Source organism: Streptomyces sp. NPDC045021, assembly GCF_056432645.1.
Genome location: NZ_JBWKIQ010000008.1, coordinates 18,334 through 42,870, shown reverse-complemented (window position 1 = coordinate 42,870; position 24,537 = coordinate 18,334). Strand labels below are relative to the sequence as shown.

Annotated in this window: 23 protein-coding genes; 13 read left to right on the top strand and 10 right to left on the bottom strand. The window is 70.6% G+C overall.

The genetic code is table 11. The features are described 5' to 3' along the window. Positions 1-15: 15 nt before the first annotated feature. Together AC07DC_RS23765 and AC07DC_RS23760 are read right to left on the bottom strand one after the other, a co-directional pair. Positions 16-1,245 (bottom strand): MFS transporter, encoded by a 1,230-nt coding sequence (locus AC07DC_RS23765; RefSeq protein WP_478916469.1) that lies wholly within the window; start codon positions 1,243-1,245, stop codon positions 16-18. 181 nt (positions 1,246-1,426) lie between these two features. Further along, entirely contained in the window at positions 1,427-3,028 is a 1,602-nt protein-coding gene (locus AC07DC_RS23760; RefSeq protein WP_478916468.1) for a carbohydrate-binding protein, read from the bottom strand. 200 nt (positions 3,029-3,228) lie between these two features. Here AC07DC_RS23760 and pqqA point away from each other — a divergent pair, with 200 nt between their 5' ends. The 5 genes from pqqA (at position 3,229) to pqqE (ending at position 6,439) form a co-directional block, all read left to right on the top strand. Further along, complete coding sequence (pqqA, locus tag AC07DC_RS23755; RefSeq protein ID WP_478916467.1) at positions 3,229-3,360, top strand: pyrroloquinoline quinone precursor peptide PqqA; 132 nt, start codon at positions 3,229-3,231, stop codon at positions 3,358-3,360. 10 nt (positions 3,361-3,370) lie between these two features. Then, a complete protein-coding gene (pqqB, locus tag AC07DC_RS23750) occupies positions 3,371-4,264 on the top strand; it encodes a pyrroloquinoline quinone biosynthesis protein PqqB (protein ID WP_478916466.1) in 894 nt (297 codons plus the stop codon). A gap of 65 nt (positions 4,265-4,329) precedes the next feature. Continuing rightward, entirely contained in the window at positions 4,330-5,016 is a 687-nt protein-coding gene (gene pqqC / locus AC07DC_RS23745) for a pyrroloquinoline-quinone synthase PqqC (protein ID WP_478916771.1), read from the top strand. Continuing rightward, positions 5,013-5,285, top strand: a complete 273-nt coding sequence (gene pqqD / locus AC07DC_RS23740) for a pyrroloquinoline quinone biosynthesis peptide chaperone PqqD (RefSeq protein WP_478916465.1) — start codon at positions 5,013-5,015, stop codon at positions 5,283-5,285. The genes pqqC and pqqD overlap by 4 nt, the downstream gene beginning before the upstream one ends. After that, a complete protein-coding gene (gene pqqE / locus AC07DC_RS23735) occupies positions 5,282-6,439 on the top strand; it encodes a pyrroloquinoline quinone biosynthesis protein PqqE (protein ID WP_478916464.1) in 1,158 nt (385 codons plus the stop codon). The genes pqqD and pqqE overlap by 4 nt, the downstream gene beginning before the upstream one ends. Positions 6,440-6,487: 48 nt before the next feature. Here the strand turns inward: pqqE and AC07DC_RS23730 are convergent, their stop codons facing one another. Both AC07DC_RS23730 and AC07DC_RS23725 read right to left on the bottom strand, forming a co-directional pair. Next, positions 6,488-7,129, bottom strand: a complete 642-nt coding sequence (locus AC07DC_RS23730) for a LysE family translocator (protein ID WP_478916463.1) — start codon at positions 7,127-7,129, stop codon at positions 6,488-6,490. Positions 7,130-7,149: 20 nt separating this feature from the next. Further along, entirely contained in the window at positions 7,150-8,016 is an 867-nt protein-coding gene (locus AC07DC_RS23725) for a helix-turn-helix transcriptional regulator (protein ID WP_478916462.1), read from the bottom strand. A gap of 97 nt (positions 8,017-8,113) precedes the next feature. Here AC07DC_RS23725 and AC07DC_RS23720 point away from each other — a divergent pair, with 97 nt between their 5' ends. Continuing rightward, positions 8,114-9,811: an AMP-binding protein gene (locus AC07DC_RS23720; protein WP_478916461.1), complete on the top strand. Its 1,698-nt coding sequence runs from the start codon at positions 8,114-8,116 to the stop codon at positions 9,809-9,811. Next, positions 9,808-11,469, top strand: a complete 1,662-nt coding sequence (locus tag AC07DC_RS23715; RefSeq protein ID WP_478916460.1) for an AMP-binding protein — start codon at positions 9,808-9,810, stop codon at positions 11,467-11,469. Before AC07DC_RS23720 ends, AC07DC_RS23715 begins: the two co-directional genes overlap by 4 nt. Here AC07DC_RS23715 and AC07DC_RS23710 read toward each other — a convergent pair. Further along, on the bottom strand, positions 11,434-12,096 hold the full coding sequence (locus tag AC07DC_RS23710) for a TetR/AcrR family transcriptional regulator (RefSeq protein WP_478916459.1): 663 nt from the start codon (positions 12,094-12,096) through the stop codon (positions 11,434-11,436). The two genes, AC07DC_RS23715 and AC07DC_RS23710, sit on opposite strands and share 36 nt — an antisense overlap. Positions 12,097-12,198: 102 nt before the next feature. Between AC07DC_RS23710 and AC07DC_RS23705 the strand changes: the two genes are divergently transcribed. Next, a complete protein-coding gene (locus tag AC07DC_RS23705) occupies positions 12,199-13,725 on the top strand; it encodes an FAD-dependent monooxygenase (protein WP_478916458.1) in 1,527 nt (508 codons plus the stop codon). A gap of 62 nt (positions 13,726-13,787) precedes the next feature. On the opposite strand, the gene gcl is transcribed toward AC07DC_RS23705, so the two are convergent. The 5 genes from gcl to AC07DC_RS23680 form a co-directional block, all read right to left on the bottom strand. Then, positions 13,788-15,566, bottom strand: coding sequence for a glyoxylate carboligase (gcl, locus tag AC07DC_RS23700; protein ID WP_478916457.1), 1,779 nt, complete (start codon positions 15,564-15,566; stop codon positions 13,788-13,790). A gap of 245 nt (positions 15,567-15,811) precedes the next feature. Next, positions 15,812-16,558, bottom strand: coding sequence for a hypothetical protein (locus tag AC07DC_RS23695; protein ID WP_478916456.1), 747 nt, complete (start codon positions 16,556-16,558; stop codon positions 15,812-15,814). Positions 16,559-16,739: 181 nt separating this feature from the next. After that, positions 16,740-18,197 (bottom strand): catalase, encoded by a 1,458-nt coding sequence (locus tag AC07DC_RS23690; RefSeq protein WP_478916455.1) that lies wholly within the window; start codon positions 18,195-18,197, stop codon positions 16,740-16,742. Positions 18,198-18,434: 237 nt separating this feature from the next. After that, positions 18,435-19,331, bottom strand: a complete 897-nt coding sequence (locus AC07DC_RS23685; protein ID WP_478916454.1) for a 2-hydroxy-3-oxopropionate reductase — start codon at positions 19,329-19,331, stop codon at positions 18,435-18,437. Positions 19,332-19,349: 18 nt separating this feature from the next. Next, a complete protein-coding gene (locus AC07DC_RS23680) occupies positions 19,350-20,171 on the bottom strand; it encodes a TIM barrel protein (protein ID WP_478916453.1) in 822 nt (273 codons plus the stop codon). Between the two features lie 122 nt (positions 20,172-20,293). On the opposite strand from AC07DC_RS23680, the gene AC07DC_RS23675 reads away from it, so the two are divergent. The 5 genes from AC07DC_RS23675 to AC07DC_RS23655 all read left to right on the top strand — a co-directional run bounded on the left by AC07DC_RS23675 (position 20,294) and on the right by AC07DC_RS23655 (position 24,384). Further along, on the top strand, positions 20,294-20,545 hold the full coding sequence (locus AC07DC_RS23675) for a hypothetical protein (protein WP_478916452.1): 252 nt from the start codon (positions 20,294-20,296) through the stop codon (positions 20,543-20,545). Between the two features lie 53 nt (positions 20,546-20,598). Next, positions 20,599-20,919 (top strand): helix-turn-helix domain-containing protein, encoded by a 321-nt coding sequence (locus AC07DC_RS23670; RefSeq protein WP_250992822.1) that lies wholly within the window; start codon positions 20,599-20,601, stop codon positions 20,917-20,919. A 100-nt stretch (positions 20,920-21,019) separates the two neighbouring features. After that, positions 21,020-21,910 (top strand): 2-oxo-4-hydroxy-4-carboxy-5-ureidoimidazoline decarboxylase, encoded by an 891-nt coding sequence (uraD, locus tag AC07DC_RS23665; protein ID WP_478916451.1) that lies wholly within the window; start codon positions 21,020-21,022, stop codon positions 21,908-21,910. 7 nt (positions 21,911-21,917) lie between these two features. Further along, the gene (gene pucL / locus AC07DC_RS23660; RefSeq protein ID WP_478916450.1) at positions 21,918-22,841 is read left to right on the top strand and encodes a factor-independent urate hydroxylase; all 924 of its coding nucleotides are present in this window, start codon (positions 21,918-21,920) and stop codon (positions 22,839-22,841) included. Between the two features lie 169 nt (positions 22,842-23,010). Next, entirely contained in the window at positions 23,011-24,384 is a 1,374-nt protein-coding gene (locus AC07DC_RS23655) for an 8-oxoguanine deaminase (RefSeq protein ID WP_478916449.1), read from the top strand. The last annotated feature ends 153 nt before the right edge of the window (positions 24,385-24,537 follow it).

Here is a 24,537-nt window from a genome sequence, read left to right as displayed (position 1 = left end):
TCGGCCCGGGACCTCCTACGTCCGGGCCTCCGACGGCTCGGCGCGCGGCGCCGCGACGTGGCCCGGGACGGCGTCCCGCCCGGGCCGCAGGCGCGCGCTGAGTGCGAAGAGCAGCGGGGGCGCGGCCGCCAGCAGGAAGCAGACGCTCAGCGGCAGGCGGTCGACGAGGAGCCCGGCGGTTCCGGAGCCCAGCGAGGAGCCGGCGTTGACACCGGTGTTGACCCAGGCGGTGGCGCGGGTGGCGGTACCCGGCGGGGCGAGTTCGTCGGCCGCGAGGTACGCGGTTGCCATGGTGGGGGAGACGACGGTGCCGGCGGCGGCGATGCCGAGGGCGAAGAGGGCGACGGTCGGGGCGGCGCCGGTGACGGCGAAGAGCAGGGCGAGGGCGGCGAGCAGATACGGCAGTCGGCCGGCCGCCGGGCGCCGCCAGGCGATCCTGCCGTAGAGGAGCCCGCCGAGCGCGCTGCCTGTCGCGTGCGCGGTGAGGATCCAGCCGGCGGCGGAGGCGCGGTCGTGGTGGTCGGCGAAGGCGACGACGTACAACTCCAGGGCGCCGAGGCAGCAGCCGAGCCCGGCGGCGGCGTAGGCCGCCCGGCGGACTCCCGCCGACCGCAGCCGCGCGGCGGGGGCGGAGCGCTCGCGCGCGGTCAGCAGTTTCGCGGCCGGGGACGCCGACAGGGCGAGCGTGCCGGTGAGGACCAGAGCGGCGGACAGCGCGAGCCCGAGCGCGGGGCGGACCGCGACGGCGATCAGCGGGCCGGTCATGAACAGACCCTCCTCCGCCACCGTGTCGAGGCTGAACGCCCGCTGCAGCAGGGCCTTGTCGGGGACGAGAGTGCTCCACAGCGCCCGCATGGTCGGGCCGAGCGGCGGCGTGAGAGTGCCCGCGGTCGCCGACAGCACGGTGAGCAGCCAGATCGGGGCGCCGGGACGCCAGGTGGCCAGGCAGAGCGCGGTCAGCGCGACCGCGTACGGGGCAGCGAGGGCAGGTAGGGCGCGGCGGGCGCCCCAGCGGTCGATGAGCCCGGCGCGGGCGGGGCCGAGGACGACGCTGGTCACGGCGAAGGCCGTGGTGATCATCCCGGCGGCCGCGTACGAGCCGGTCGCCGCGGCGAGCGAGAGCAGCAGGGCGAGGGAGACGATCCCGTAGGAGAGCCGGCCCAGCAGGGCGGCGGAAAAGGTGCGACGGGCATGGGGAACCCGTAGAACGGCGGCGTAGGACGCCGCCGGGCGTGGCGAAGACATGGGTTTGTTCCTCAGGGAGAGGCGGGCAGGCCGGCGCGGAGGGCGGGCTGCGGCCTAGTCGCGAGAGGAGAGGAACATGCGGGCGAGAGTAGCGCACCGCGGGCGCCGGGACCATGGCGCCCGCCGCACGGGAAGGCTGTGGCGGGCGCCATGGTCCGGTCGGCGGAGCGTCCCGTGATCGTTACGGCTGGGTGAGTTCCAACCGGTCCACGTTCGGGCCGCCGTTCGCGGTGGTCGCGGTGGCGCGGACGGTGTTCGCGCCGGCTTTCAACGTGACCGTCAGCGACGCGCTCTGCCAGGTGTTCCAGTCGCCGGTCCCGCCGAACGGGTGCCCGGTGGAGACTGCCGTGCCGTTGACGCCGAGATCCATCGGCCGGCCGGTCGTCGTGCCGTTCGCATAGCGGAACGTGAGGGTGGCCTGCCCCGCCTGCGCGGCGGTCACCGACCACTGGACGTAACTCCCGGTCACGTTGTCGTAGTTGACGAATCCGGCGCCGGTGTAGCCGGTGTGGTTGGACTCGACGGCGCCCTGCGCGACCGTGGCGTCCTCGGCCTGGTACCACCCGTCCGGCTGCGTTCCGGCACGCGAGACCCGGTAGACGACGGTGGCGTGCGACGGCACGGACGCGCTGATCGCGCCGGTCGTGGAGCGGGTGGCTTTGGACCAGAGGTCCTTGAGCGTGTACGAGGGCGAGCCGCCGAGGCCGATCGCCGAGGCGGTGGTGGCGACCGTCGCCGTCGCCCCGGTCTCGTTGAGCAGCGCCACGGCCCGGTCACCGTTGGCGAGTTGCTTGCTGTAGACGGCGAGGCCGCCGGTGGCCGAGACGATGGTGGCCTGCTTGCCCAACGGGTCCTGGTCCAGGGCGATCACGTCGGTGTTCTTCAGGATGGCCTGGGTGGCGGACGACGCCGAGCGGACGTCGCTGCCGATCAGCAGCGGCGCCGACATCATGGCCCACAGGCTGAAGTGCGTGCGGTACTCGGTGGCGGTCATGCCACCGTTGCCGACTTCGAGCATGTCGGGGTCGTTCCAGTGGCCGGGCCCCGCATACGCGGCGAGATCGTCATTGGTGTGGACCCTGCTGATCATGCTCGACCAGTTGTCGCTGATGTCTCCAGTGGTGCGCCACAGGTTGCCCACGTCGGCGCCCCAGGTCCACACCTTGGGATCGGTGCGCCCCCACTCGCAGATGCTGTAGACGATCGGCCGGCCGGACTTCTTGAGCGCGTCGCGCATCGCCTTGTAGCGCTGCTGCGCGTCGACGCCCTGGTTGTTGCAGTTGTCGTACTTGAGGTAGTCCACGCCCCAGGACGCGAACAGGTCGGCGTCCTGCTGCTCGTGGCCGAGGCCGCCGGGGAAGCCTCCGGTGCCGTTGCAGGTCTTGGTGCCCGCGCTGGTGTAGAGGCCGAACTTGAGTCCCTTGGAATGCACGTAGTCGGCGACGGACTTGATGCCGTGCGGGAAGCGGGTGTGCTCGGGCACCAGGTTGCCGCTCGCGTCGCGGGTCTTCTCGGCCCAGCAGTCGTCGATGTTGACGTACTGGTAGCCGACGTCCTTGAGGCCGAGCGACACGAAGCTGTCGGCGACGCCCTTGACCATCGCCTCGTTGAAGGTCGCGCTGCACTGCGTGGTGTTCCAGTTGTTGAAGCCCATCGGGGGCGTGCGGGCCAGGCCGTTCTCCAGGGCGAGCGCGGGCTCGGCGGGGGCCAGGGCGATAAAGGTTCCGGTGGCGGCGATGGTCGCGGTGGCAAGTACGGAGCAGAGCAGGCGGTGCGGTCTCACGGCATCCTCCTCGGGTCGGCACCGGAAAGGTAGGAGCCGGACGAGTAATCGTCAAGAACCTTTACAGATAGCAGATCGGATGAATACGCTCCGATTGATGGAACTGCTCCTGGCCATAGCAGTTCTGCTGTCGCGCGCGCACCAACTGATCGGATCTATCCGCACTGAGGACATCACGACAGGAAGGACGGTGCACAGCCATGGCTGACACGACGGAGCAGGTTCCGACCCAGGGGGACCGGCGGGAGAGCCCGGCGGCCTGGAGTACGCCCGAGTACACGGTCGTCGAGACCGCGCTCGAAGTGACCGCCTACTCGCTCGCCACACGCTGAGTCCGCCGCCGTGCTGCTGCGGGTACTCGGTACCGCGGCGGGCGGCGGCATCCCCCAGTGGAACTGCGCGTGCCCCGGGTGCTCCGGGGCACGCCGCCACCCGGGGCGCCGCCGCCGTCACGCATCGCTCGCGGTCCGTGCGGCCACCGGCCGCTGGTACGTCGTCAACGCGACGCCGGACATCGGCGACCAGATCGAGGACTGCCCGGAGTTGCGTCCCGGACCAGGAGCCCGGCAGTCGCCCGTGGCCGGAATCGTCCTCACCGACGCCGAACTCGACCACACCCTCGGCCTCGCCCGCCTGCGCGAGGCCGACGATCTGCAGGTGGTCTCCACCGCCCCCGTACGGCGGGCCCTGCTGACGAAGCTGCGCCTGGGTGACGTGCTGACGCCGTACACCGCCCTGGAGTGGCGGGAGTTGGGCTCCGGCCCGGAGCCGCTCGCGGCCGGCTCGGACGTGGAGATCGACACCATCCCGGTGTCGGGGAAACGGCCGCGCTACGCCGCCGACAGCCCGCCCGACGACGCCTGGGTCATCGCACTCCGGCTGCGCGACCGCGCCACCGGCGCCTGCGCCGTCTACGCACCCGCCCTGGCCGGCTGGCCCGAAACCCTCCAACAGGCCGCAGCCGAATCCGACTGCGTCATCGTCGACGGCACATTCTGGGACGACGACGAGCCCCGCCGTACCGGCATCTCGGAGCGCACCGCCGCCGGAATGGGACATCTGCCGATCGACGGCCCGCACGGCACCGCGGAACGCCTCGCGGGCCTTCCGGGGCGCCGCCTGTACACCCACCTCAACAACACCAACCCCCTTGCGGACCCGGACGCGCCGCAGCACAAGCTGCTGGCCGGGCTGGGCATCGAGGTGGCCACCGACGGGATGGTGATCGAGCTGTGACGGTAGCGCCGACGACATCAGTACCCAGGACTTCAGCGGGGCCCGCAGCGCCCCCGGACACCACGATCGGGGCCGGACCCTGGAGCCCGGCCGCGTTCGAGGAACGGCTGCGCGCGGTGGGGGAGGAGCGGTACCACGACCGCCACCCGTTCAACCTGCGGATGCACGAAGGAACGCTCAGCCAGGACGAGTTGCGCCGCTGGATCGCCAACCGCTTCCACTACCAGCGGCACATCCCCGTCAAGGACGCCCTGATCACCGCGAAGTTCGACACCCCCGCGCTGCGGCGGATGTGGCTGCGCCGCATCCAGGACCACGACGGAGCGCGGGACGCAGAAGGCGGCATCGAACGCTGGCTCCGCCTCGGTGAGGCCGCGGGCCTCGACCGCGAGGAGCTGCTCTCCGGTGCCACCGTGCTGCCCGGGGTGCGCCTCGCGGTCGACGGGTACGTCAACTTCTGCCGGCTGCGTCCCGCGCTCGAAGCCGTCGCGGCGTCACTCACCGAGCTCTCCGCACCCGACCTGATGCGCACCCGCATCGACGCGTTCGAGCGGCACTACCGCTGGATCGACACGGACGGGCTGCACTACTTCCGCACCCGCGTCACCCAGGGCCGCCGGGACAGCGGGGAGGCGCTCGATCTGGTGATGCGGTGGGCCCGCACCCGGGAGGACCAGGAGCGCGCGGTGGCCGCGCTCGCCTTCAAATGCGATGTGCTGTGGGCGCTGCTCGACGCCGTGGACCACTCATGACGACCGCCAGGAGCGACGACTGGCGTCCTGCCCTCGCCCCCGCGATCCTGCTGCGCTGCGACCGGGTCCGCTCGACGGACCTGCTGGTGCTGCCGGAGCGGGTCGTGGTCCTGAGCGGCCGGGCGGGCGCCATCGTCCGGCTCTGCGACGGCGGCCACAGCGTTCCGGAGATCGTCGGTGAACTCTCCGAACGCTTCCCCGGCGCACCCGTGGCCACGGACGTGCCGGACTTCCTCGACCGGCTGCGGGCGGAGGGCTGGCTGCGATGACCGCTCCCACCGGATCCGGGACATCCGAACCCGAGGTATCGGAACCCGACACGTCCGAACCCGCGGCGCCGCGCCCCTGGGCGCTGCTCGCCGAACTCACCCACGCCTGCCCGCTGCACTGCCCGTACTGCTCCAACCCCCTGGAGCTGAAGGCCCGTTCGCAGGAGCTGGCGACGGGGGAGTGGCAGGACCTGATGCGTCAGGCCGGCGCGTTCGGCGTCGTGCACACCCATCTGTCGGGCGGGGAGCCGCTGCTGCGACCCGACCTCGAAGAGATCGTCACCGCCGCCGAATCCGCCGGGATCTACACCCAGTTGGTCACCAGCGGCACCGGACTCGACGCGGCCCGGCTCGGCGCCCTGACCGCGGCCGGGCTGCGCAGCGTCCAGCTCTCCGTGCAGCACGCGGACCCCGCGGCCTCGGACCGGATCGCAGGGCGGCGCTCCTTCGCCGCGAAGGAACAGGCTGCCGCGCTGGTGCGCGCCGCCGGAGTGCCGCTCGGCCTGAACGTCGTCCTGCACCGCGACAACCTGGACGCCCTGGACGCCATCGTCGAACTCGGCCTGGCCTGGGGCGTCGACCGGATCGAACTGGCCAACGCCCAGTTCTACGGGTGGGGCCTGCTCAACCGCGCCGCGCTCCTTCCCTCCCACGAGCAGCTGGCCCGTGCGCGGGAAGCGGTCGACCGGTGGCGTACCCGGCTCGGTGGGCGGCCGGACCTGGTGTGGGTGGTGCCCGACTACTTCGACGGCGTCGCCAAACCGTGCATGGGCGGCTGGGGCGCGGTCTCGCTCACCGTCGCTCCGGACGGCACCGTCCTGCCGTGCCCGGCCGCCGCCACCCTGCCCGGTCTGGATGCGCCGAACATCCGTGACCACACCCTGGAGTGGATCTGGGACCGTTCCCCGGCCTTCAACCGCTACCGGGGCACCGCGTGGATGAGCGACACCTGCCGTTCCTGCTCCCGGCGGGACGAGGACTTCGGCGGCTGCCGCTGCCAGGCCTTCGCCCTCACGGGCGACGCCGCCCGTACGGATCCGGCCTGCGCTCTCTCCCCGGACCACGGCCTGGTCCGCGCGTTCGCCCAGGAGGCCGACGCCGCCGGCCCGGCCCCGTACACCTACCGTTATCCCGGACGAGCGGCGACGCACTAGCGGACCGTTCAGCCGGTCGGTCCGAACCGTTGAGCCGGTCCGAACGATTCAGTCGGTCCGGCCGGTGACCGCGACCGTGACGCCGAGGCCGATCATCGCCAGTCCGCCCGTGCCGCCGATCGCCGCCAGGCGGCGCGGGGAGCGAGCGAACCAGGTGCGGGCGGCGGAGGCGGTGAGCGCCCAGAGGCTGTCGAAGACCAGCGCCGTCAGGCTGAAGACCATGCCCAGGACGAGCAGCTGCAGATGCACGCGGCCCGCGGACCGGTCCACGAACTGCGGGAGCACGGCCGCGAAGAAGACCATCGTCTTGGGGTTCGTCACACCGACCACGAACCCTTCCCACAGGGTCCGCAGGCCGCCGCGCGCGGGCGATCCCGGGGCCTCCTGCTCCATGGTCAGGTCGCCGCGGTGCCGCAGCGCCTTCACCCCGAGGAAGACCAGATACGCGGCGCCGCCCAGCTTCAGCGCCAGGAACACCGCCGCGGACCCCGCCACGAGCGAGCCGAGCCCGAGCGACACCGCCACGACCAGGACGTAGGACCCCACTGTGTTGCCGAGCACGCTCTCCAGGGCTGTGCGGCGGCCGTGGGCGAGTGCCCGGCCGAGCACGAACAGCACGCTGGGGCCCGGTATCAGGACCAGCAGCAGGGACATCGCGGCGAACGCCAGCAGGCGGTCGGTCGAGACCATCGCCATCACCTCCGTGCCCGTCAGGGCAGCAACCCTGCCCGGCGCGCGGACACTACCGCCTCCAGCCGGGTGTGAGCACCCAGTTTTCGCATCGCGGACCGCAGATAGCTCTTCACCGTCTCCGGCCGCAGCCCCAGCCGCCGTGCGGCGGCGGCGTTGGTCGCGCCCGACGCCACCGCGGCGAGCACATCGATCTCGCGCGGCGCCAGCGGGGAGACCGGCGCCGTCGGGGGCGGCTGCGGATTGCGGCCGTCACCGCCGAGCGCCACCGCCGCCGACGCGGCGGCGATCCGCCCGCAGGCGGTCAGCAGCGCCTGGCGGAGCCGGGGGTCGGTGATCCGCGGAGCGAGGGCCCGCAGCTCGCCGTGCGCCTCGCGGACCTCCTCCCAGGACCGGGGGTCGACGGAGACCGGCTGCTGGAAGACGGCCAGCAGCCGGTGGGCCTCGTCGCGGACCGCGAGGGACTGCTCCAGCTCCCGCGCCGCGTCCACCGCGGCCGTCAGCGGGCGGTCGCCGAGCGCCATCGGCCGGCGCAGCGCGCCGTACAGCACGCCGCGGACCCGGCTGCGGACGACCACCGGCACCGCGAGGACCGACCGCAGGCCCTCGGCGGCGACGGCCGCGTCGTACTCGTGGCTGATGACCCGCGACGACCGGTAGTCGGTGACGGCGAAGGGCCGGGCCATCGCGATGGTCTTGCCGCCCAGGCCGTTGCCCGGCGTGATCGCCACGGTGTGCAGGGCGGACGTCTCCGTGCCCGACAGCTCCGAGATCCGCAGCGGCCGACCGCCCGACAGCAGCCCGCCGAAGGCGACCGGCAGCCCGCCGGACCGCCGCAGGCGCAGCAGGGCGGCCCGTACGTCGACGGCTTCGCCGGAATCGGTCACGGTCACTCCTTCAGCCCGACACCCCCGTCCGGGGGTGGTGGGACCCGGGGCACTGGATGGACGATGCTACTCAGCGGTCAGGCACTGAGGAGGACACATGGCGGTGACCGGTGCGACGACCGGAGCGACCGATGGGCCGACCGGGGAGTTCCGGGCGGCCCGCGACTTCCTGCTGCGGCATCGCGAGGAGTACGAGACGGCCTGTGCGGGGTTCCGCTGGCCCGAGCCCGAGTACTTCAACTGGGCGCTTGACTGGTTCGACCGGATCGCCGAGGGCAACGACCGCACCGCCCTGTGGATCGTCGAGGAGGACGGCTCCGAGGGAGTGTTCTCCTTCGCGGAGCTGGCCGACCGGTCGAACCGCGTCGCCAACCACCTCAGGGGCCTCGGCGTCCGGGCGGGCGACCGGATCGTCGTCATGCTCGGCAACCAGGTCGAGCTGTGGGAGACCGCGCTCGCCGCGATGAAGCTGCGCGCCGTCGTCATCCCCGCCACCCCGCTGCTCGGGCCGTTCGACCTGGTGGACCGTATCGAGCGCGGCGGCGCCAAGCACGTCGTGGTGCGGGCCGAGGACGCCGCCAAGTTCGACCAGGTGCCGGGGGAGTACACCCGCATCGTGGTCGGCGGCGAGGCCCTGGACTGGCACCCGTACGAAGAGGCGTACGCCGGCGCGGCGGCCTTCGAGCCGGACGGCCCCACCCGGGGCGACGACCCGCTGATGCTCTACTTCACCTCCGGCACCACCGCCCGCCCCAAGCTCGTCGAGCACACCCACACCACGTACCCCGTCGGCCACCTGGCCACCATGTACTGGATCGGCCTGCAGCCCGGCGACGTGCATCTCAACATCTCCTCACCCGGATGGGCCAAGCACGCCTGGAGCAATCTCTTCGCGCCGTGGAACGCCGAGGCGACGGTCTTCATCCACAACTACACGCGCTTCGACGCGGCCCGGCTGATGGCGGAGATGGACCGGTGCGGGGTCACCAGCTTCTGCGCCCCGCCGACGGTGTGGCGGATGCTGATCCAGGCGGACCTGAGCGCGCTGCGCACCCCGCCGCGCGAGGTGGTCGCGGCGGGCGAGCCGCTCAACCCCGAGGTCATCGAGCACGTCCGCCGGTCCTGGGGCGTCACGATCCGGGACGGTTTCGGCCAGACCGAGACGGCGGTGCAGGTGGCCAACACCCCCGGCCAGCCGCTCAAGACCGGCTCGATGGGCCGCCCGAGCCCCGGCTACGTGGTCGTGCTCGTCGACCCCGCCACCGGCAAGCCGGGTGACGAGGGGGAGATCTGCCTCGACCTCGCGCACCGCCCGGTGGGGCTGATGACCGGCTACGCGGGTGATCCGGAGCGCACCGCGGAGGCGATGGCGGGCGGGTACTACCGCACGGGCGACATCGGTTCCCGGGACGCCGACGGCTACATCACCTACGTCGGCCGCTCCGACGACGTGTTCAAGGCGTCGGACTACAAGATCTCCCCGTTCGAGCTGGAGAGCGTGCTGCTGGAGCACGAGGCGGTCGCCGAGGCAGCCGTCGTCCCGGCACCCGACCCGCTGCGTCTCGCGGTGCCGAAGGCGTACATCGTGCTCGCCGCCGGCTGGGAGCCGGGCGCGGAGACCGCGAAGGCGATCTTCGCGCACTCCCGTGCGGCGCTCGCCCCGTACAAGCGCATCCGCCGCCTGGAGTTCGCGGACCTGCCCAAGACCGTCTCCGGCAAGATCCGCCGGATCGAGCTGCGCGAGGCCACCGCCAGGGACGGCAGCGCCGAGTACCGCGAGGAGGACCACAGATGACCGGGCACCAGTCGGCCGAACTGTCCTACGCGAGCGGCACCGGCACCACCCCGCTGCTCGGCGACACCATCGGCCGCAATCTGGACCGGGCGATCACGGCGTACCCCCGGCGCGAGGCGCTGGTGGACGTGCCGACCGGCCGCCGCTGGAGCTACGCCGAGTTCGGCCGGGCCGTCGACGAGGTGGCGCTGGGGCTGGCGGCCAAGGGTGTGGTCCGGGGCGACCGGGTCGGCATCTGGGCGGTGAACTGCCCGGAGTGGGTGCTCGTCCAGTACGCGACCGCGCGGCTCGGCGCCGTCATGGTCAACATCAACCCGGCCTACCGGGTGCACGAGTTGGAGTTCGTCCTCCAGCAGGCCGGCATCGGGGTGCTGATCGCCTCGACCGCGTACAAGGCCAGCGACTACCGGGCGATGACGGAGCAGGTACGCGGCCGCTGTCCGCTGCTGCGCGAGGTCGTGTACATCGGCGACCGGAGCTGGGACGAGCTGGTGGCGGGCGCGGCAGCGATGCCGGCCGGGCACCTGGCCGCCTGCGAGGCGGCGAACAGCTGCGACGACCCGATCAACATCCAGTACACCTCGGGCACCACCGGCTTCCCCAAGGGCGCGACGCTCTCGCACCACAACATCCTCAACAACGGTTACTTCGTCGGCGAGATGATCGGCTACACCGAACACGACCGGATCTGCCTGCCCGTGCCCTTCTACCACTGCTTCGGCATGGTGATGGGCAACCTGGGTGCCACCAGCCACGGCGCCTGCATCGTCATCCCGGCGCCCGCCTTCGACCCGGTCGCCACCCTGCACGCGGTCGAACGGGAGCGCTGCACGTCGCTCTACGGCGTGCCGACGATGTTCATCGCCGAACTGGACCTGCCGGACTTCGCGACCTTCGACCTGTCGTCGCTGCGCACCGGGATCATGGCCGGGTCGCCGTGCCCGGTCGAGGTGATGAAGCGGGTGGTCGCCGAGATGCACATGGCCGAGGTGTCCATCGCCTACGGCATGACGGAGACCTCGCCCGTCTCCACCCAGACCCGGCGCGCGGACGATCTGGAGCGCCGGACCGCCACCGTCGGCCGCGTCCTGCCGCACATCGAGGTCAAGGTCGCCGATCCGGCGACCGGCGCGACCGTGCCGCGCGGTACGACGGGCGAGCTGTGCACCCGCGGCTACTCGGTGATGCTGGGCTACTGGGAGGAACCGGAGCGGACCGCCGAGGCGATAGACGCCGCGCGCTGGATGCACACCGGCGACCTCGCGGTGATGCGCCCCGACGGCTATCTGGCCGTCGTCGGCCGCATCAAGGACATGATCATCCGGGGTGGGGAGAATGTCTATCCGCGCGAGATAGAGGAGTTCCTGTACACCCACCCGAAGATCGCCGATGTGCAGGTCGTCGGGGTGCCGGACGAGCGGTACGGCGAGGAGATCCTGGCCTGCGTCATCCTCCGCGACCCCGCGGACCCGCTCACCCTGGAGGAGCTCGACGGCTTCTGCCGCGGGCAGCTCGCGCACTACAAGATCCCGCGCCGGCTGCGCCTCATGGACGCCTTCCCGATGACGGTCAGCGGCAAGATACGCAAGATCGAACTGCGCGAGGACGCGGTCCGGGAGATGTCACCCGAAGCGCGCGGCGAGGCCCTGCCCCAGTAGCCCGAAGGCCGCGTCGAGCTCCGCGACCGCCTCGGGATACACCTCGTCGGCACCGCGGCCGTCCGACAGCTTCTGCCAGTTGGCCAGCCCGAGGACCTGCCGCACGGAGATGATCTGCGCCGCCGCGAGCCGCGGCACCAGGTCGCCGGGCGCGGCCGAGGACGCCTCCCGCAGCGCTCCGGCCAGCGCCTCCTGGTCGCGGACGGTGTACTCGGACAGCCGCGAGGCCAGGCTGGGCGCCGAGTAGAGCAGCGCGAGGTAGGCCAGCACCTCGGGGGTGTCGTTGAGCCCGGTGACCGGATCGCGGGCGTCGAGGCCCGCCGCGCAGTGCCGGTGCAGCGCCGTGAGCGGCGCCCGGCCGGGGGCGCGGTCCCGCACCACCCGGGCGAACTCGCCCTCGTGGTCGGCGAACCGGTGCAGCGCCAGGTCCTCCTTGCTGGGGAAGTACCGGAAGAGCGTCGGCTTGGACACTTCGGCCGCGGCGGCGATCTCGGCGACCGGCACCTGGTCGAATCCGCGCTCCAGGAACAGCGCGATGGCCGCGTCGGAGATGGCCTGGCGGGTCCTGGCCTTCTTCAGTTCGCGCAGTCCGCTCGGTGCTTCCGGCCTGTTCTCCATGGCGCTCATCCTAGACGAAGTGCAATCAAGTCAAAAACATTACTCGGTTGTATTTGAAACTCGGTCATGGTTGCATGCATTGTCGGACGAACGTCGATGAGAGGGCAGCCGATGACCAGCGTGCTGATCGTGGGAGCGGGACCGACCGGGCTGACGCTCGCCTGTGAACTGGCCCGGCGCGGCACCGCCGTCCGGATCGTGGAGCGATCGCCCGCGCCCCGGACGGGTTCCCGGGGCAAGGGGCTCAATCCGCGCAGCCTGGAGGTCCTCGAGGGCATGGGGATTCTCGACCGCTTCCGGGAGATCGGGCGCGACGACCTGATCTTCCGCAAGTACCGGGACGGCGAGGTGGTCTCCGACACCGATCCCTTCGGGACGTTCACCCCGGCGCCCGGAACCCCTTACGTACGCGGGATGTTCGTCGCGCAGTGGAACGTCGAGCGGGTGCTGCGGGACCGGCTCGCCGAGTGGGGCGTGCGCGTCGAGTTCGGCACCGAACTGACGGGGTTCGAGCAGAACGGCGACACGGTGACCGCCACCACGGCTGACGGCGAGCGGATCGAGGCGTCCTATCTGGTGGGCTGCGACGGCGGCCGCAGCGGCATCCGCAAGGCGCTGCCGGTCACCTTCGAGGGCCGGACCCTGCGGGAGGAGACGATGGTCATCGGCGACGTCGACGCCGAGGGTCTGAGCCGGGAGTACTGGCACCAGTGGATCGACGGGGACGGCGGCATCATGCTCTGCCCGCTCCCCGGCACCTCGCTGTTCCAGCTCCAGGCGGCCCCCGAGCGGGACGGCGGGGGGCTGCCGGTGGAGGCGTCGCTGGAGAGCTTCCAGCGGATCTTCGACCGGCACGCGCGGATCCCCGGCATCAAGCTCACCAACCCCGCCTGGATCTCCACCTACCGCGTCAACGAGCGCCTGGCCGACCGGTTCCGCGTCGGCCGTGTCCTCCTCGCCGGGGACGCCGCCCATGTGCACTCCATCGCGGGCGGCCTCGGGATGAACACCGGCATCCAGGACGCCTACAACCTCGGCTGGAAACTCGCGCTGGTGGCCGCGGGCCGGGCCGGTGACGGGCTGCTCGACACCTACGAGGAGGAGCGGCTGCCGATCGCCGCCTGGACGATCGACACCAGCGGTGAGCTGTGGCGCGAGGTCTCGCGGTCGATCAGGACCGCGGGCAGCGGGACGGAGGGTGTGGTCAGGCCCGACATCCTCGGGCTGGGGCTGGGCTACCGCTGGAGCTCGCTGGCCGTCGAGCGCGACGCCCGTACCGACGACGCTCCGCTGCGCGCCGGCGACCGCGCGCCCGACGCCCCGCTGCGGGACGCGGACGGCGCATCCGTCCGGCTCTTCGAGATCTTCAGCGGAACGCACTTCACGCTGCTCGGTTTCGGCGCCGGCAGCGCGGCGGCGCTCCGGGAGAGCGCGGACCGGCACGGCGACTCGGTGTGGACGTACGCGATCGGTGCGGGCCCCGGCGGCCTCGACGACTTCGCGGGGCACGCGGCCCGCGAGTACGGCGTCACCGGTGACGCGCTGGTGCTCGTCCGCCCGGACGGCCACGTCGCGCTCACCGCACCGGCCGGCGACGCCGCGGCGGTACACGACTACCTCGGCGCGCTGGGCGCCTAGACCAGGACACGACCGCGCCCCCGGACCGTCCTCCGGGGGCGCGATCGAGCCGTGGGGTGGGATCAGACGAGCGGCAGGATCGAGGTCGGGGCGTGGCCCGGCTCGGTCGCGATGTCTTCCCACTCGTTGACGCTGGCGATGTCGCTGCCGCTCATCGAGATGTTGGTGATGCGCTCCAGGATGGCCTCGACGACCACCGGGACGCGGTACTCCGCGGCGAGCTTCTTCGCCTGCTCGAACGCGGGCAGCAGCTGGTCCGGCTCGGTGACCCGGATCGCCTTGCAGCCCAGGCCCTCGACGACCTTGACGTGGTCGACGCCGTAGACGCCCAGCTCCGGGGAGTTGATGTTCTCGAACTCCAGGTTGACCTGGAAGTTGATGTCGAGGTTGCGCTGCGCCTGGCGGATCAGGCCCAGGTACGCGTTGTTCACCAGGACGTGGACGTACGGGATCTTGTGCTGCGCGCCGACCGCCAGCTCTTCGAGCATGAACTGGAAGTCGTAGTCGCCGGAGAGCGCGACGACCGTGCCCTCGGGGTCGGCCTTGGCGACACCCAGCGCGGCCGGGATGGTCCAGCCGAGCGGGCCGGCCTGGCCGCAGTTGATCCAGTGGCGCGGCTTGTAGACGTGCAGCATCTGCGCGCCGGCGATCTGGGAGAGGCCGATGGTGGTGACGTACCGGGTCTCCGGGCCGAAGGCGCGGTTCATCTCCTCGTAGACGCGCTGCGGCTTGATCGGCACGTTGTCGAAGTGCGTACGGCGCTGCAGGGTGGCCTTGCGGTGCTGGGTGGACGCGGCCCACTCGCTGCGGTCGGGCAGCCTGCCCGCGGCCTTGAGCTCCTTCGCCACCTCGACGAAGAGCTCCAGCGCCGCCTTGGCGTCCGAGGCGATCCCGTAGTCCGGCGCGAAGATCTTGCCGATCTGGGTGGGCTCGATGTCGACGTGGACGAACTTGCGGCCCTTGGTGTAGACGTCCAGCTTGCCGGTGTGGCGGTTGGCCCAGCGGTTGCCGATGCCCAGGACGAAGTCCGACTCGAGCATCGTCGCGTTGCCGTAGCGGTGCGAGGTCTGCAGACCGACCATGCCGGCGTTGAGCGGGTGGTCGTCGGCGATGATGCCCCAGCCCATCAGGGTCGGGATGACCGGGGTGCCGGTCAGCTCGGCGAACTCGACCAGCAGCTCGGAGGCGTCGGCGTTGATGATGCCGCCGCCGGCGACGATCAGCGGGCGCTCGGACTCGAGCAGCAGCGAGATCGCCTTCTCGATCTGGGCGCGGGACGCGGCCGGCTTGTAGACCGGCAGCGGCTGGTACGTCTCGGGGTCGAACTCGATCTCGGTCAGCTGGACGTCGATCGGCAGGTCGATGAGGACCGGGCCGGGCCGTCCCGAACGCATCAGGTGGAACGCCTGCTGGAAGACGCCGGGGACCTGCGCGGCCTCCAGGACCGTGGTGGCGGCCTTGGTGACCGGCTTGGCGATCGAGGCGATGTCGACGGCCTGGAAGTCCTCCTTGTGGAGCACCGCGACGGGGGCCTGGCCGGTGATGCACAGGATCGGGATCGAGTCGGCGATCGCCGAGTAGAGCCCGGTGATCATGTCGGTACCGGCGGGGCCGGACGTACCGATGCAGACACCGATGTTGCCCGGGTTGGCACGGGTGTAGCCCTCGGCCATGTGGGACGCGCCCTCGACGTGGCGGGCGAGCGTGTGGTCGATGCCCCCGCCGGCCTTGAGCGCGGCGTAGAAGGGGTTGATCGCGGCGCCCGGCACACCGAACGCGTCGGTGACGCCCTCGAGCTTGAGGATCTCCACGGCCGCACGGGCGGCAGTCATACGAGGCATCGAGTACTCCTGGGTCGGACTGTCGGGGTGGGCTCTTGCTGCGAGGCCAGGGCGCCCGGTTTTCCGTAGTGCTAGTTTCCGTAATGCGGAAGTCTAGTTCTGCTATATGGAAGTAATCTAGAACGAGGCTTTCCGCCCGTCAAGGCAGCACCTGTTCCGGACCTGTTCCGGGCCTGTTCCGGATACGAAAGAGCGGGCTGCCAACCGGCAGCCCGCTCTCGGTACGCGCGAAATCGCTGGGGAGGTCAGGGGATGACGGGTCCTGTCCGCATCAGCGTGTCGGCCGCGTCGTTGACCGGCTGCGGAGTGCCGGTCAGATCCATCACGAAGAGCGGCACGCCCAACTGGTCGGCGCGCAGCCGCGCGTCGTGCGCGTAGCCGGCCAGCGAGAAGAAGGCACCGACGGCGTCCTCGTTGAGGCAGTTGAGCCACAGGCACTCGATGTCGCGCAGCGCGGTGGGCTCGGTGGTGGGGTCGATCTGGGCCACGAGGTCGTCGCCGCGCAGGTCGATCCCGTTGGCGGCGTGGTCGCCCGCCACCCGGACGCCGCCGAAGCCGAGCCACTTCAGGTACTGGGCGGCGGCGGTGAGCGCGTCACGCGCGGTGCGGATGGTGACCGGGCGGAACGGCGGTCGCGGCGCGGGTGGCGGCGGCGCGGGGACCGCAGGCAGGGAGGGGGCGGCGGACAGCGGGCGCAGGGCCGCCGTGGCCGGACCGGGAGGAGCCAGCGCCGCCGTGTCGACCGGCATACGGATCACCGAGCCGCAGTCGCAGCCGAACTCGGGTTGCGGCCACTGGTCCTGGCGGCCGCAGTCGGGGCAGCGCATGCTCACCCACGAGTCGTCCCACGACCGGTGGCGAATCTCGACCGGGACTCCGCCGCGCAGGAGCGGGAGGGTCAGCGGCGTACCGCAGGCGCAGGGGTAGGTGGTGGTGCTGAACGCGTGCTCGCGGCGGCAGGCCGGGCAGCGCACGGGCACACTCTCTGCCATGGTTCGTTCTCCAAGGCGGGCTCCGGCAATGGTCGTTACCCCATCTTGCAGGAGATTGGAGCCGCCCGGCGACGCAGTTGGCGCGACAGGACAGTCGTCGCGTCGCCGGACGGAACCCATAGCCCGCGCTGCCGTGACCTACCCCTCAGAAGTTCACGGTGGCGCGGGCCGGCTCGGTGGGTCAGCCCTCGCGCAGCGCGCGGACCGACTCTTCCAGGCGCGCACCGTACTCGGTGTCCGCGGCGTGGAAGTGGGCCAGGTTGCGTTCGATCACGTCGTCGCGGGTGACCTGCGAGAGGAAACCGGCGATGTTGGCGATCAGACGGGACTTCTCGTCCTCCGACATGAGCCGGTACAGCTCGCCGGCCTGGAAGAAGTGGTCGTCCTTGACGTGCAGCGGGGCCTCGTGGGTGCCGGTGTGGCCGGACACCGCCTGCGGGGCGGAGAGCGCCAGGTCGGTCTGCGACGGGCCCTCGTACGAGTTGGGCTCGTAGTTCTTCAGCCCGCGCTTGCCATTGCGGGTGGCCGCCAGGCCGTCGCGGCCGTAGTTGACGGCCTCGGTCGCCTTCGGCGCGTTGACCGCCAGCAGGGTGTGGTTGACGCCCAGGCGGTAGCGCTGCGCGTCGGCGTAGGCGAAGAGCCGGCCCTGGAGCATCTTGTCCGGGGACGGGCCGATGCCGGGCACGAAGTTGTTCGGGGAGAACGCGGCCTGCTCGACCTCCTGGAACACGTTGTCCGGGTTCCGGTCCAGCACGAGCCGGCCCACGCGCTGCAGCGGGTAGTCCGAGTGCGGCCACACCTTGGTGACGTCGAACGGGTTGAAGCGGTACTCCGCCGCCTCGGCCGCCGGCATGATCTGCACGTGCAGCGTCCAGGACGGGTTCACCCCGCGCTCGATGGCCTGCACGAGGTCGCGCTGGTGGCTGTTGGCGTCCGCGCCGACCTGTTCGGCGGCCTGCTCGGAGGAGAGCGAGCGCACGCCCTGGTTGGTCTTGAAGTGGTACTTGACGAAGAACGCCTCGCCCTGCGCGTTCGTCCACTGGTACGTGTGCGAGCCGTAGCCGTTCATGTGACGGTACGAGGCCGGGATGCCGCGGTCACCGAAGAGCCAGGTGATCTGGTGGGTGGCCTCGGGGGAGTGCGACCAGAAGTCCCAGACGTTGTCGGCTTCCTGGATCCCCGTGAACGGGTCGCGCTTCTGCGAGTGGATGAAGTCCGGGAACTTGATCGGGTCCTTGATGAAGAACACCGGGGTGTTGTTGCCGACGAGGTCGTAGTTGCCCTCTTCGGTGTAGAACTTCAGCGCGAAGCCGCGCGGGTCACGCACCGCGTCGGCGCCACCGAGGCTGTCGGCGACGGTCGAGAAGCGGATGAACGTCTCGGTGCGCTTGCCGACCGTGTTCAGGAAGTCGGCGCGGGTGAAGCCGGTGACGTCGTCGGTGACCTCGAAGTAGCCGTAGGCGCCGGAGCCGCGGGCGTGCACCACGCGCTCCGGGATGCGCTCGCGGTTGAAGCGGGCGAGCTTCTCGATGAGCTGCTGGTCCTGGATCAGCAGAGGGCCGCCGAGGCCGGCGGAGGCAGAGTTCTGGTTGTCGGCGACGGGTGCGCCGGACTCTGTTGTCAGCGTGTGCTTGGGCATGGCGGCCTTCCGTGACTACAAGGGAAGCGAAAGCTTGATTCCGTATGCCGGACATTAGGGACCGGCTCACGAGAATGTCAACAGTTTGTTGAAGTTGCTGCCGAGGGCAGGCGTTGGTGCCGCCCGGCGGTGCGTTTGGGCGCGACAGGACAGGTCACGCACCGCCGGGCGGAATCGGGGGGCGAGGCGGAGCCTCGCGCGCCGGGCTGCCGTTCAAAGGGGGCCGGGCGGGGTGGGTCAGTTGATGACGGGCAGGCCGGACAGCCGCTCGACACCGCGCAGCAGCGCCGAGTGGTCCAGGCCGCCGTCACCCTGGGCGCGCAGCGAGGCGACCAGGTTGGCGACGACGGAGCCGACGGGCAGGGCCGCACCGACATTGCGGGCGGCGTCGGTGACGATGCCCATGTCCTTGTGGTGCAGGTCGATCCGGAAGCCCGGGGCGAAGTCGCGCTTGAGGAAGTTGTCCTTCTTGCGGGTCAGCACGGTGGAGCCGGCCAGACCGCCGTTGAGGACCTCCAGGGCGGCTTCCAGGTCCACGCCGGACTTCTCCAGGAAGACCACGGCTTCGGCGCAGGCCTGGATGTTGACCGCGACAATGAGCTGGTTGGCGGCCTTGACCGTCTGGCCGGAGCCGTGCGGGCCGCACAGGACGATGGTCTTGCCGAGCTTGTCGAGGATCGGCTTGGCGATGTCGAAGTCGGCCTTCTCGCCGCCGACCATGATCGACAGTACGGCCTCGATGGCACCGGCCTCGCCGCCGGAGACCGGGGCGTCCAGTACGCGGATGCCCTTGGCGGCCGCGGCCTTCGCCAGGTCCACGGAGGTCTGCGGGGTGATCGAGGAGGTGTCGATCAGGAGCGCGCCGGACTTCGCGTTCTCCAGGATGCCGTTCTCGCCGTAGGCGATGGCCTCGACCTGCGGGGAGGCCGGCACCATCGTGATGATGACGTCGGCGTCCTTGACGGCCTCGGCGATGGAGGCCGCGGCGGTGCCGCCGTTGGCCGCCAGGCGGTCCAGCTTGTCCTGCTCAAGGGTGTAGCCGGTGACGGAGTAGCCCGCCTTGACCAGGTTCTCGGCCATGGGGGAGCCCATGATGCCGAGGCCGATCCATGCGACCTTGGGAAGGGAACTCATGATGATTGACCTTTCGGATCAGTGGGCGGAGAGCCACTGGAAGTTGTCGGCACTCGGGCCGGTGGGCTTGTACTCGAGGCCGATCCAGCCGTCGTAGCCGGCCTTCTGCAGCCGGCCGACGAGGTCGTCCAGCGGCAGGGTGCCGGTGCCCGGAGCGCCGCGGCCCGGGTTGTCGGCGATCTGCACATGGCCGGTCTTGTCGGCGTAGCGGTCGATGACCTCGTTGAGGTCCTCGCCGTTCATCGACAGGTGGTAGAGGTCCATCAGGAACTTGGCGTTGCCCAGTCCGGTGGCCGCGTTGACCTGGTCGACGACCTCGATCGCCCGCGGTGCGCTGACGATCGGGCACAGCGGCGACTCGGGCTTGTTCAACGCCTCGACCAGGAGGATCGCGCCGACCCGGTCGGCGGCGCGGGCCGCCAGCACCAGGTTCTCCAGGGCCAGGGCGTCCTGGACCTCGGGGGCCGCGCCCTCGACGCGATTACCGTAGAGCGCGTTGAGCGCCTTGCACCCGAGCGAGCGGGCGAATTCCGCGGCGACCTCGATGTTCGCGCGGAAGCGGTCCGACTCCTCGCCGGGGATCGACAGCGCGCCCCGGTCGGGGCCCGGCAGCTGCCCGGCGTAGAAGTTCAGGCCCACCAGCTGGGTGCCGGCGTCGTTCAGCGCGTTGCGCAGTGCGTCGAGTTCGGCCTGGGCGGGGGTGGGTGTTTCGATCCAGGGCCACCACAGCTCGACCGCCGTGAAGCCGGCCGCGGCGGCTGCCGCGGGACGCTCCAGGAGCGGGAGTTCCGTGAAGAGGATCGAGAGGTTCACATCGAAGCGCGCTTCGGAGAGGCTCACTAGCGTTGCGCTCCTTCCGTATTGCGGAAGTTAGTTTCTGCTTAACGGAAGACTGAACGAACCGGGCACCGGCTGTCAAGTGCGGATGTCGTCACATGAGGCCGACCGGTTAGGTTGGCCCCGTGAGATTGAGGCTGGAATTCACGACGGAACCGTTCGACCTGGACGAGGCTCCCGGCCATGCGCTGGTCGCCCGCGAGGTCGTCGAGACGGCGAACCTGGACGCGGTGGACGTCGGACCGTTCGGGAACACCGCCGAGGGCTCTCCCGAGGCGGTGGTGGCCGCGGTGGCGGAGCTGCTCCGGCGCACCCTCGAAGCGGGCGCCACCCGGGTCTCGCTTCAGGTGAACGTCATCGGGGAGGGCGATCAGTGACCGGGACCGGGGGCCACCCGTTCGCCGAGGCGGTCAAGCCGCTGGTGGACGCGATGGGGGCCGAGATGGTCGCGCCGGATCAGGCGCGTGGCGACGATGTGGTGCTCAGCTGGGAGGGCGAGGAGGTACTCGCCGTCCGGTTGCCCCATCTGGCCGATTCGCTCGATCACATTCTTGCCGACCTCCAGCGCCGGCACGGCACGCTGTCCGAGCTGGACCGCAAGGACAAGCAGAGCGTGGTGCGGATCCTCGAGGAGCGCGGCGCGTTTTCCGTGCGGCACGGGGTCGAAACGGTCGCCAGTGCCCTCGGCGTGAGCCGTTTCACCGTCTACAACTACCTGAACAGGGAGAACGCGGCGAAGGCCGCCGAGTGATCGCTGGGCGGGCTCTCCCGTAACTTCGCGGCCACCTTTGTTACGGGAAGTTTTCAACAAAGTGTTGACGTGAACGGATCCCGGCTCTTAGCTTGCGGCTGTGACTTCCAGCGCTTCGCCGGGCCTCGCCCGGCTCAACTCAGCCACCGCGTCCGACGCGGCCGGACTGCTGCACGAGGTGTGCGCCAGCCGGTCGTGGGGCGCGGCGGTGATCGCCGGCCGGCCGTACCCGGACCTCGACGCACTCTTCGCGGCGAGCGACGCGGCCATGGCGGCACTGTCCGCCGACGACCTCGGTGAGGCGATGGCCGGACACCCGCCGATCGGCCGTCCCAAGCCGGGCGACCCGACGTCCGAGCGGGAACAGGCCGGCGTCCAGGAATCGGTGCGCGAAGAGCTCCTCGAGCTGAACCTCGCGTACCAGGACGCCCACGGACATGTCTTCCTGATCTGCGCCACCGGACGCACCGGTGACCAGATGCTGGCCGCCCTCAAGGAGCGGATCGGCAACGACACGGACACCGAACGTGAGATCGTCCGCGCCGAACTGGGAAAGATCAACCGTATCCGGCTGACCCGCCTCGCAGAAGAAGGAGACCCGTCAATGACGGAGACCTCCGTGTCCACGCACATCCTGGACACCAGCGTCGGCCGCCCCGCCGAGGGCGTCCCCGTGGAGCTGTCGGTCCGCAACGGCATCGACGACCTCTGGGCGCCGCGCGGCGTGTCCAAGACGGACGCCGACGGCCGCTGCAAGGATCTGCCGGCCCTGCCGGAAGGCACCACACACGTACGGCTCGACTTCGCGGTCGAGCAGTACTTCACCACCCAAAAAATCTCAGCCGAGGCACAGCAGGACGCCCCCCGCGTAAGGGACAGCGGCGCTTTCTTCCCGGAGGTGGCGATCACTTTCGCCGTCAAACCGGGTGAGCACTACCACGTACCGCTGCTGCTCAACCCGTTCGGCTACTCCGTATACCGAGGGAGCTAGCACCGTCATGCCCACGATTCTCGGCCAGAACCAGTACGGCAAAGCGGAAAACCGCGTCGTCAAGATCACGCGGGACGGCGACACCCACCACATCAAGGACCTCAACGTCTCGGTCGCCCTCTCCGGCGACATGGACGATGTGCACTACTCCGGCAGCAACGCGAACGTCCTGCCGACCGACACGACCAAGAACACCGTGTACGCCTTCGCGAAGGAGTACGGGATCGAGTCGGCCGAGCAGTTCGGCATCCACCTGGCCCGGCACTTCGTGACCACCCAGCAGCCGATCAAGATCGCGCGGATCCGGATCGAGGAGTACAGCTGGGAGCGCATCGCGTCCTCCGACAGCAACTCCCGCTTCATCGGTGCCGACGAGGTCAACCACTCCTTCGCGCGCACCAACCAGGAGCTCCGCACCACCCAGATCACCTTCGACGGTGAGAAGTGGGAGGTCATCTCCGGCCTGAAGGACCTCAAGGTCATGAACTCCACCAACTCGGAGTTCTGGGGGTACGTCAAGGACAAGTACACGACCCTCAAGGAAGCGTACGACCGCATCCTGTGCACCGAGGTGTCCGCGAAGTGGCGCTACAACTGGACCAGCGACGACGCGCGCATGCCCAACTGGGAGAAGTCCTACGAGCAGGCGCGCAAGCACATGCTCCAGGCGTTCGCCGAGACCTACAGCCTCTCGCTGCAGCAGACGCTGTACCAGATGGGCGCGCGCATCATCAACAGCCGTTCGGAGATCGACGAGATCCGCTTCTCGCTCCCGAACAGCCACCACTTCCTGGTCGACCTCGAACCGTTCGGCCTGAAGAACGACAACGAGGTGTACTTCGCCGCGGACCGGCCCTACGGCCTGATCGAGGGCACCGTCCTCCGTGACGGTGTCGAGGCCCGCATCCCGGTGGATCTCACCAACCTGTAGTACTTCTGCCTTGTCCCCCGACGCGCGCGCCGGCGTCACGGTCCCCGCATTCCGATGCGGGGACCAGGGGGAGGGCGGGGGCATCTGCGCGAGGAAGCACTGCGGACCCGGTCGTCACCCCGCCCGGCCCCCGGGTTCGTTCATCGAGAAGGAAGCACGAGGAACTGCCATGGCAGCACCGCGCATCGTCATCGAGAACTGCGCTATCGCCACCGTGGACGCGAACGACACCGAGTACGCCTCGGGCCATGTCGTCATCGCGGGCAACCGCATCGAGTCGGTAGGCGCCGGCGCTGCCCCGCAGGGACTGGAGAACGTGGTCCGCCGTGTCGACGGCACCGGCCATCTGGTCACCCCGGGCCTGGTCAACACCCACCACCACTTCTACCAGTGGCTCACCCGGGGCCTCGCCCAGGACAGCAACCTCTTCAACTGGCTCGTCGAGCTGTACCCGACCTGGGCGCGGATCGACGAGGAGATGGTCTACGCGGCCGCCCAGGGCTCCCTGGCGATGATGGCCCGCGGTGGTGTGACCACCGCGATGGACCACCACTACGTCTTCCCCCGGGGCTCGGGCGATCTGCTGGGCGCCGAGATCCGCGCCGCCAAGGAGATGGGCGTCCGCTTCACCGCCGCCCGCGGCTCCATGGACCGCGGCACGTCGGACGGCGGCCTGCCGCCGGACTTCGCGGTCGAGACCCTCGACGGCGCGCTGGCCGCGACCGAAGTGGCCATCGACACGCACCACGACGCCTCCTTCGACTCGATGCTGCACATCGCCGTCGCACCGTGCTCCCCCTTCTCCGTCTCCACCGACCTGATGCGTGAGGGGGCGCTGCTCGCCCGCCGCAAGGGCGTGCGCCTGCACACGCACGGCTCGGAGACCGTCGAGGAGGAGAAGTTCTGCCACGAACTCTTCGGCATGGGCCCGACGGACTACTTCGAGTCCACCGGCTGGCTCGGCGACGACGTGTGGATGGCGCACTGCGTCCACATGAACGACTCCGACATCGCCGCATTCGCCCGGACGAAGACCGGCGTGGCGCACTGCCCCTCCTCCAACGCCCGCCTCGCGGCCGGTATCGCCCGCGTCCCCGACATGCTCGCCTCGGGCGTGCCGGTCGGCCTCGGCGTGGACGGCACCGCCTCCAACGAGTCCGGCGAGCTGCACACCGAACTGCGCAACGCGCTCCTGATCAACCGCCTCGGCGGCGGCGAGAAGGCGCTCAACGCCCGTCAGGCGCTGCGCCTGGGCACGTACGGCGGCGCGCAGGTCCTCGGCCGCGCCGACCAGATCGGCTCCATCGAGGCCGGCAAGCTCGCCGACCTCGTGCTGTGGAAGCTCGACGGCATCGGCCACTCCTCCATCGCCGACCCGGTCGCCGCGCTGGTGATGGGAGCGGCCGCCCCGGTCACCCTGTCGCTCATCAACGGCAAGCCGGTGGTGGAGAAGAACCACCTCACCACGGTCGACGAGGACGCCATCGCGCGTCTCACCCGCGTCCAGGCCCAGCGCCTGGCCAAGATCGCCGGCCTCGTCTAGACCCACCCCCAGAGCAACCGGTCAGGGAGGGACGGCCCCTGACCGGCCGCCGGTCCCGCGTTCGCGCGGATCCGGCAGCGCCGCCCCCGGCCCGTGGACCACGGTCGGTCCTGGATCCCCGGGGGCGGCGTTTTGTGTACCCGCACATGACGA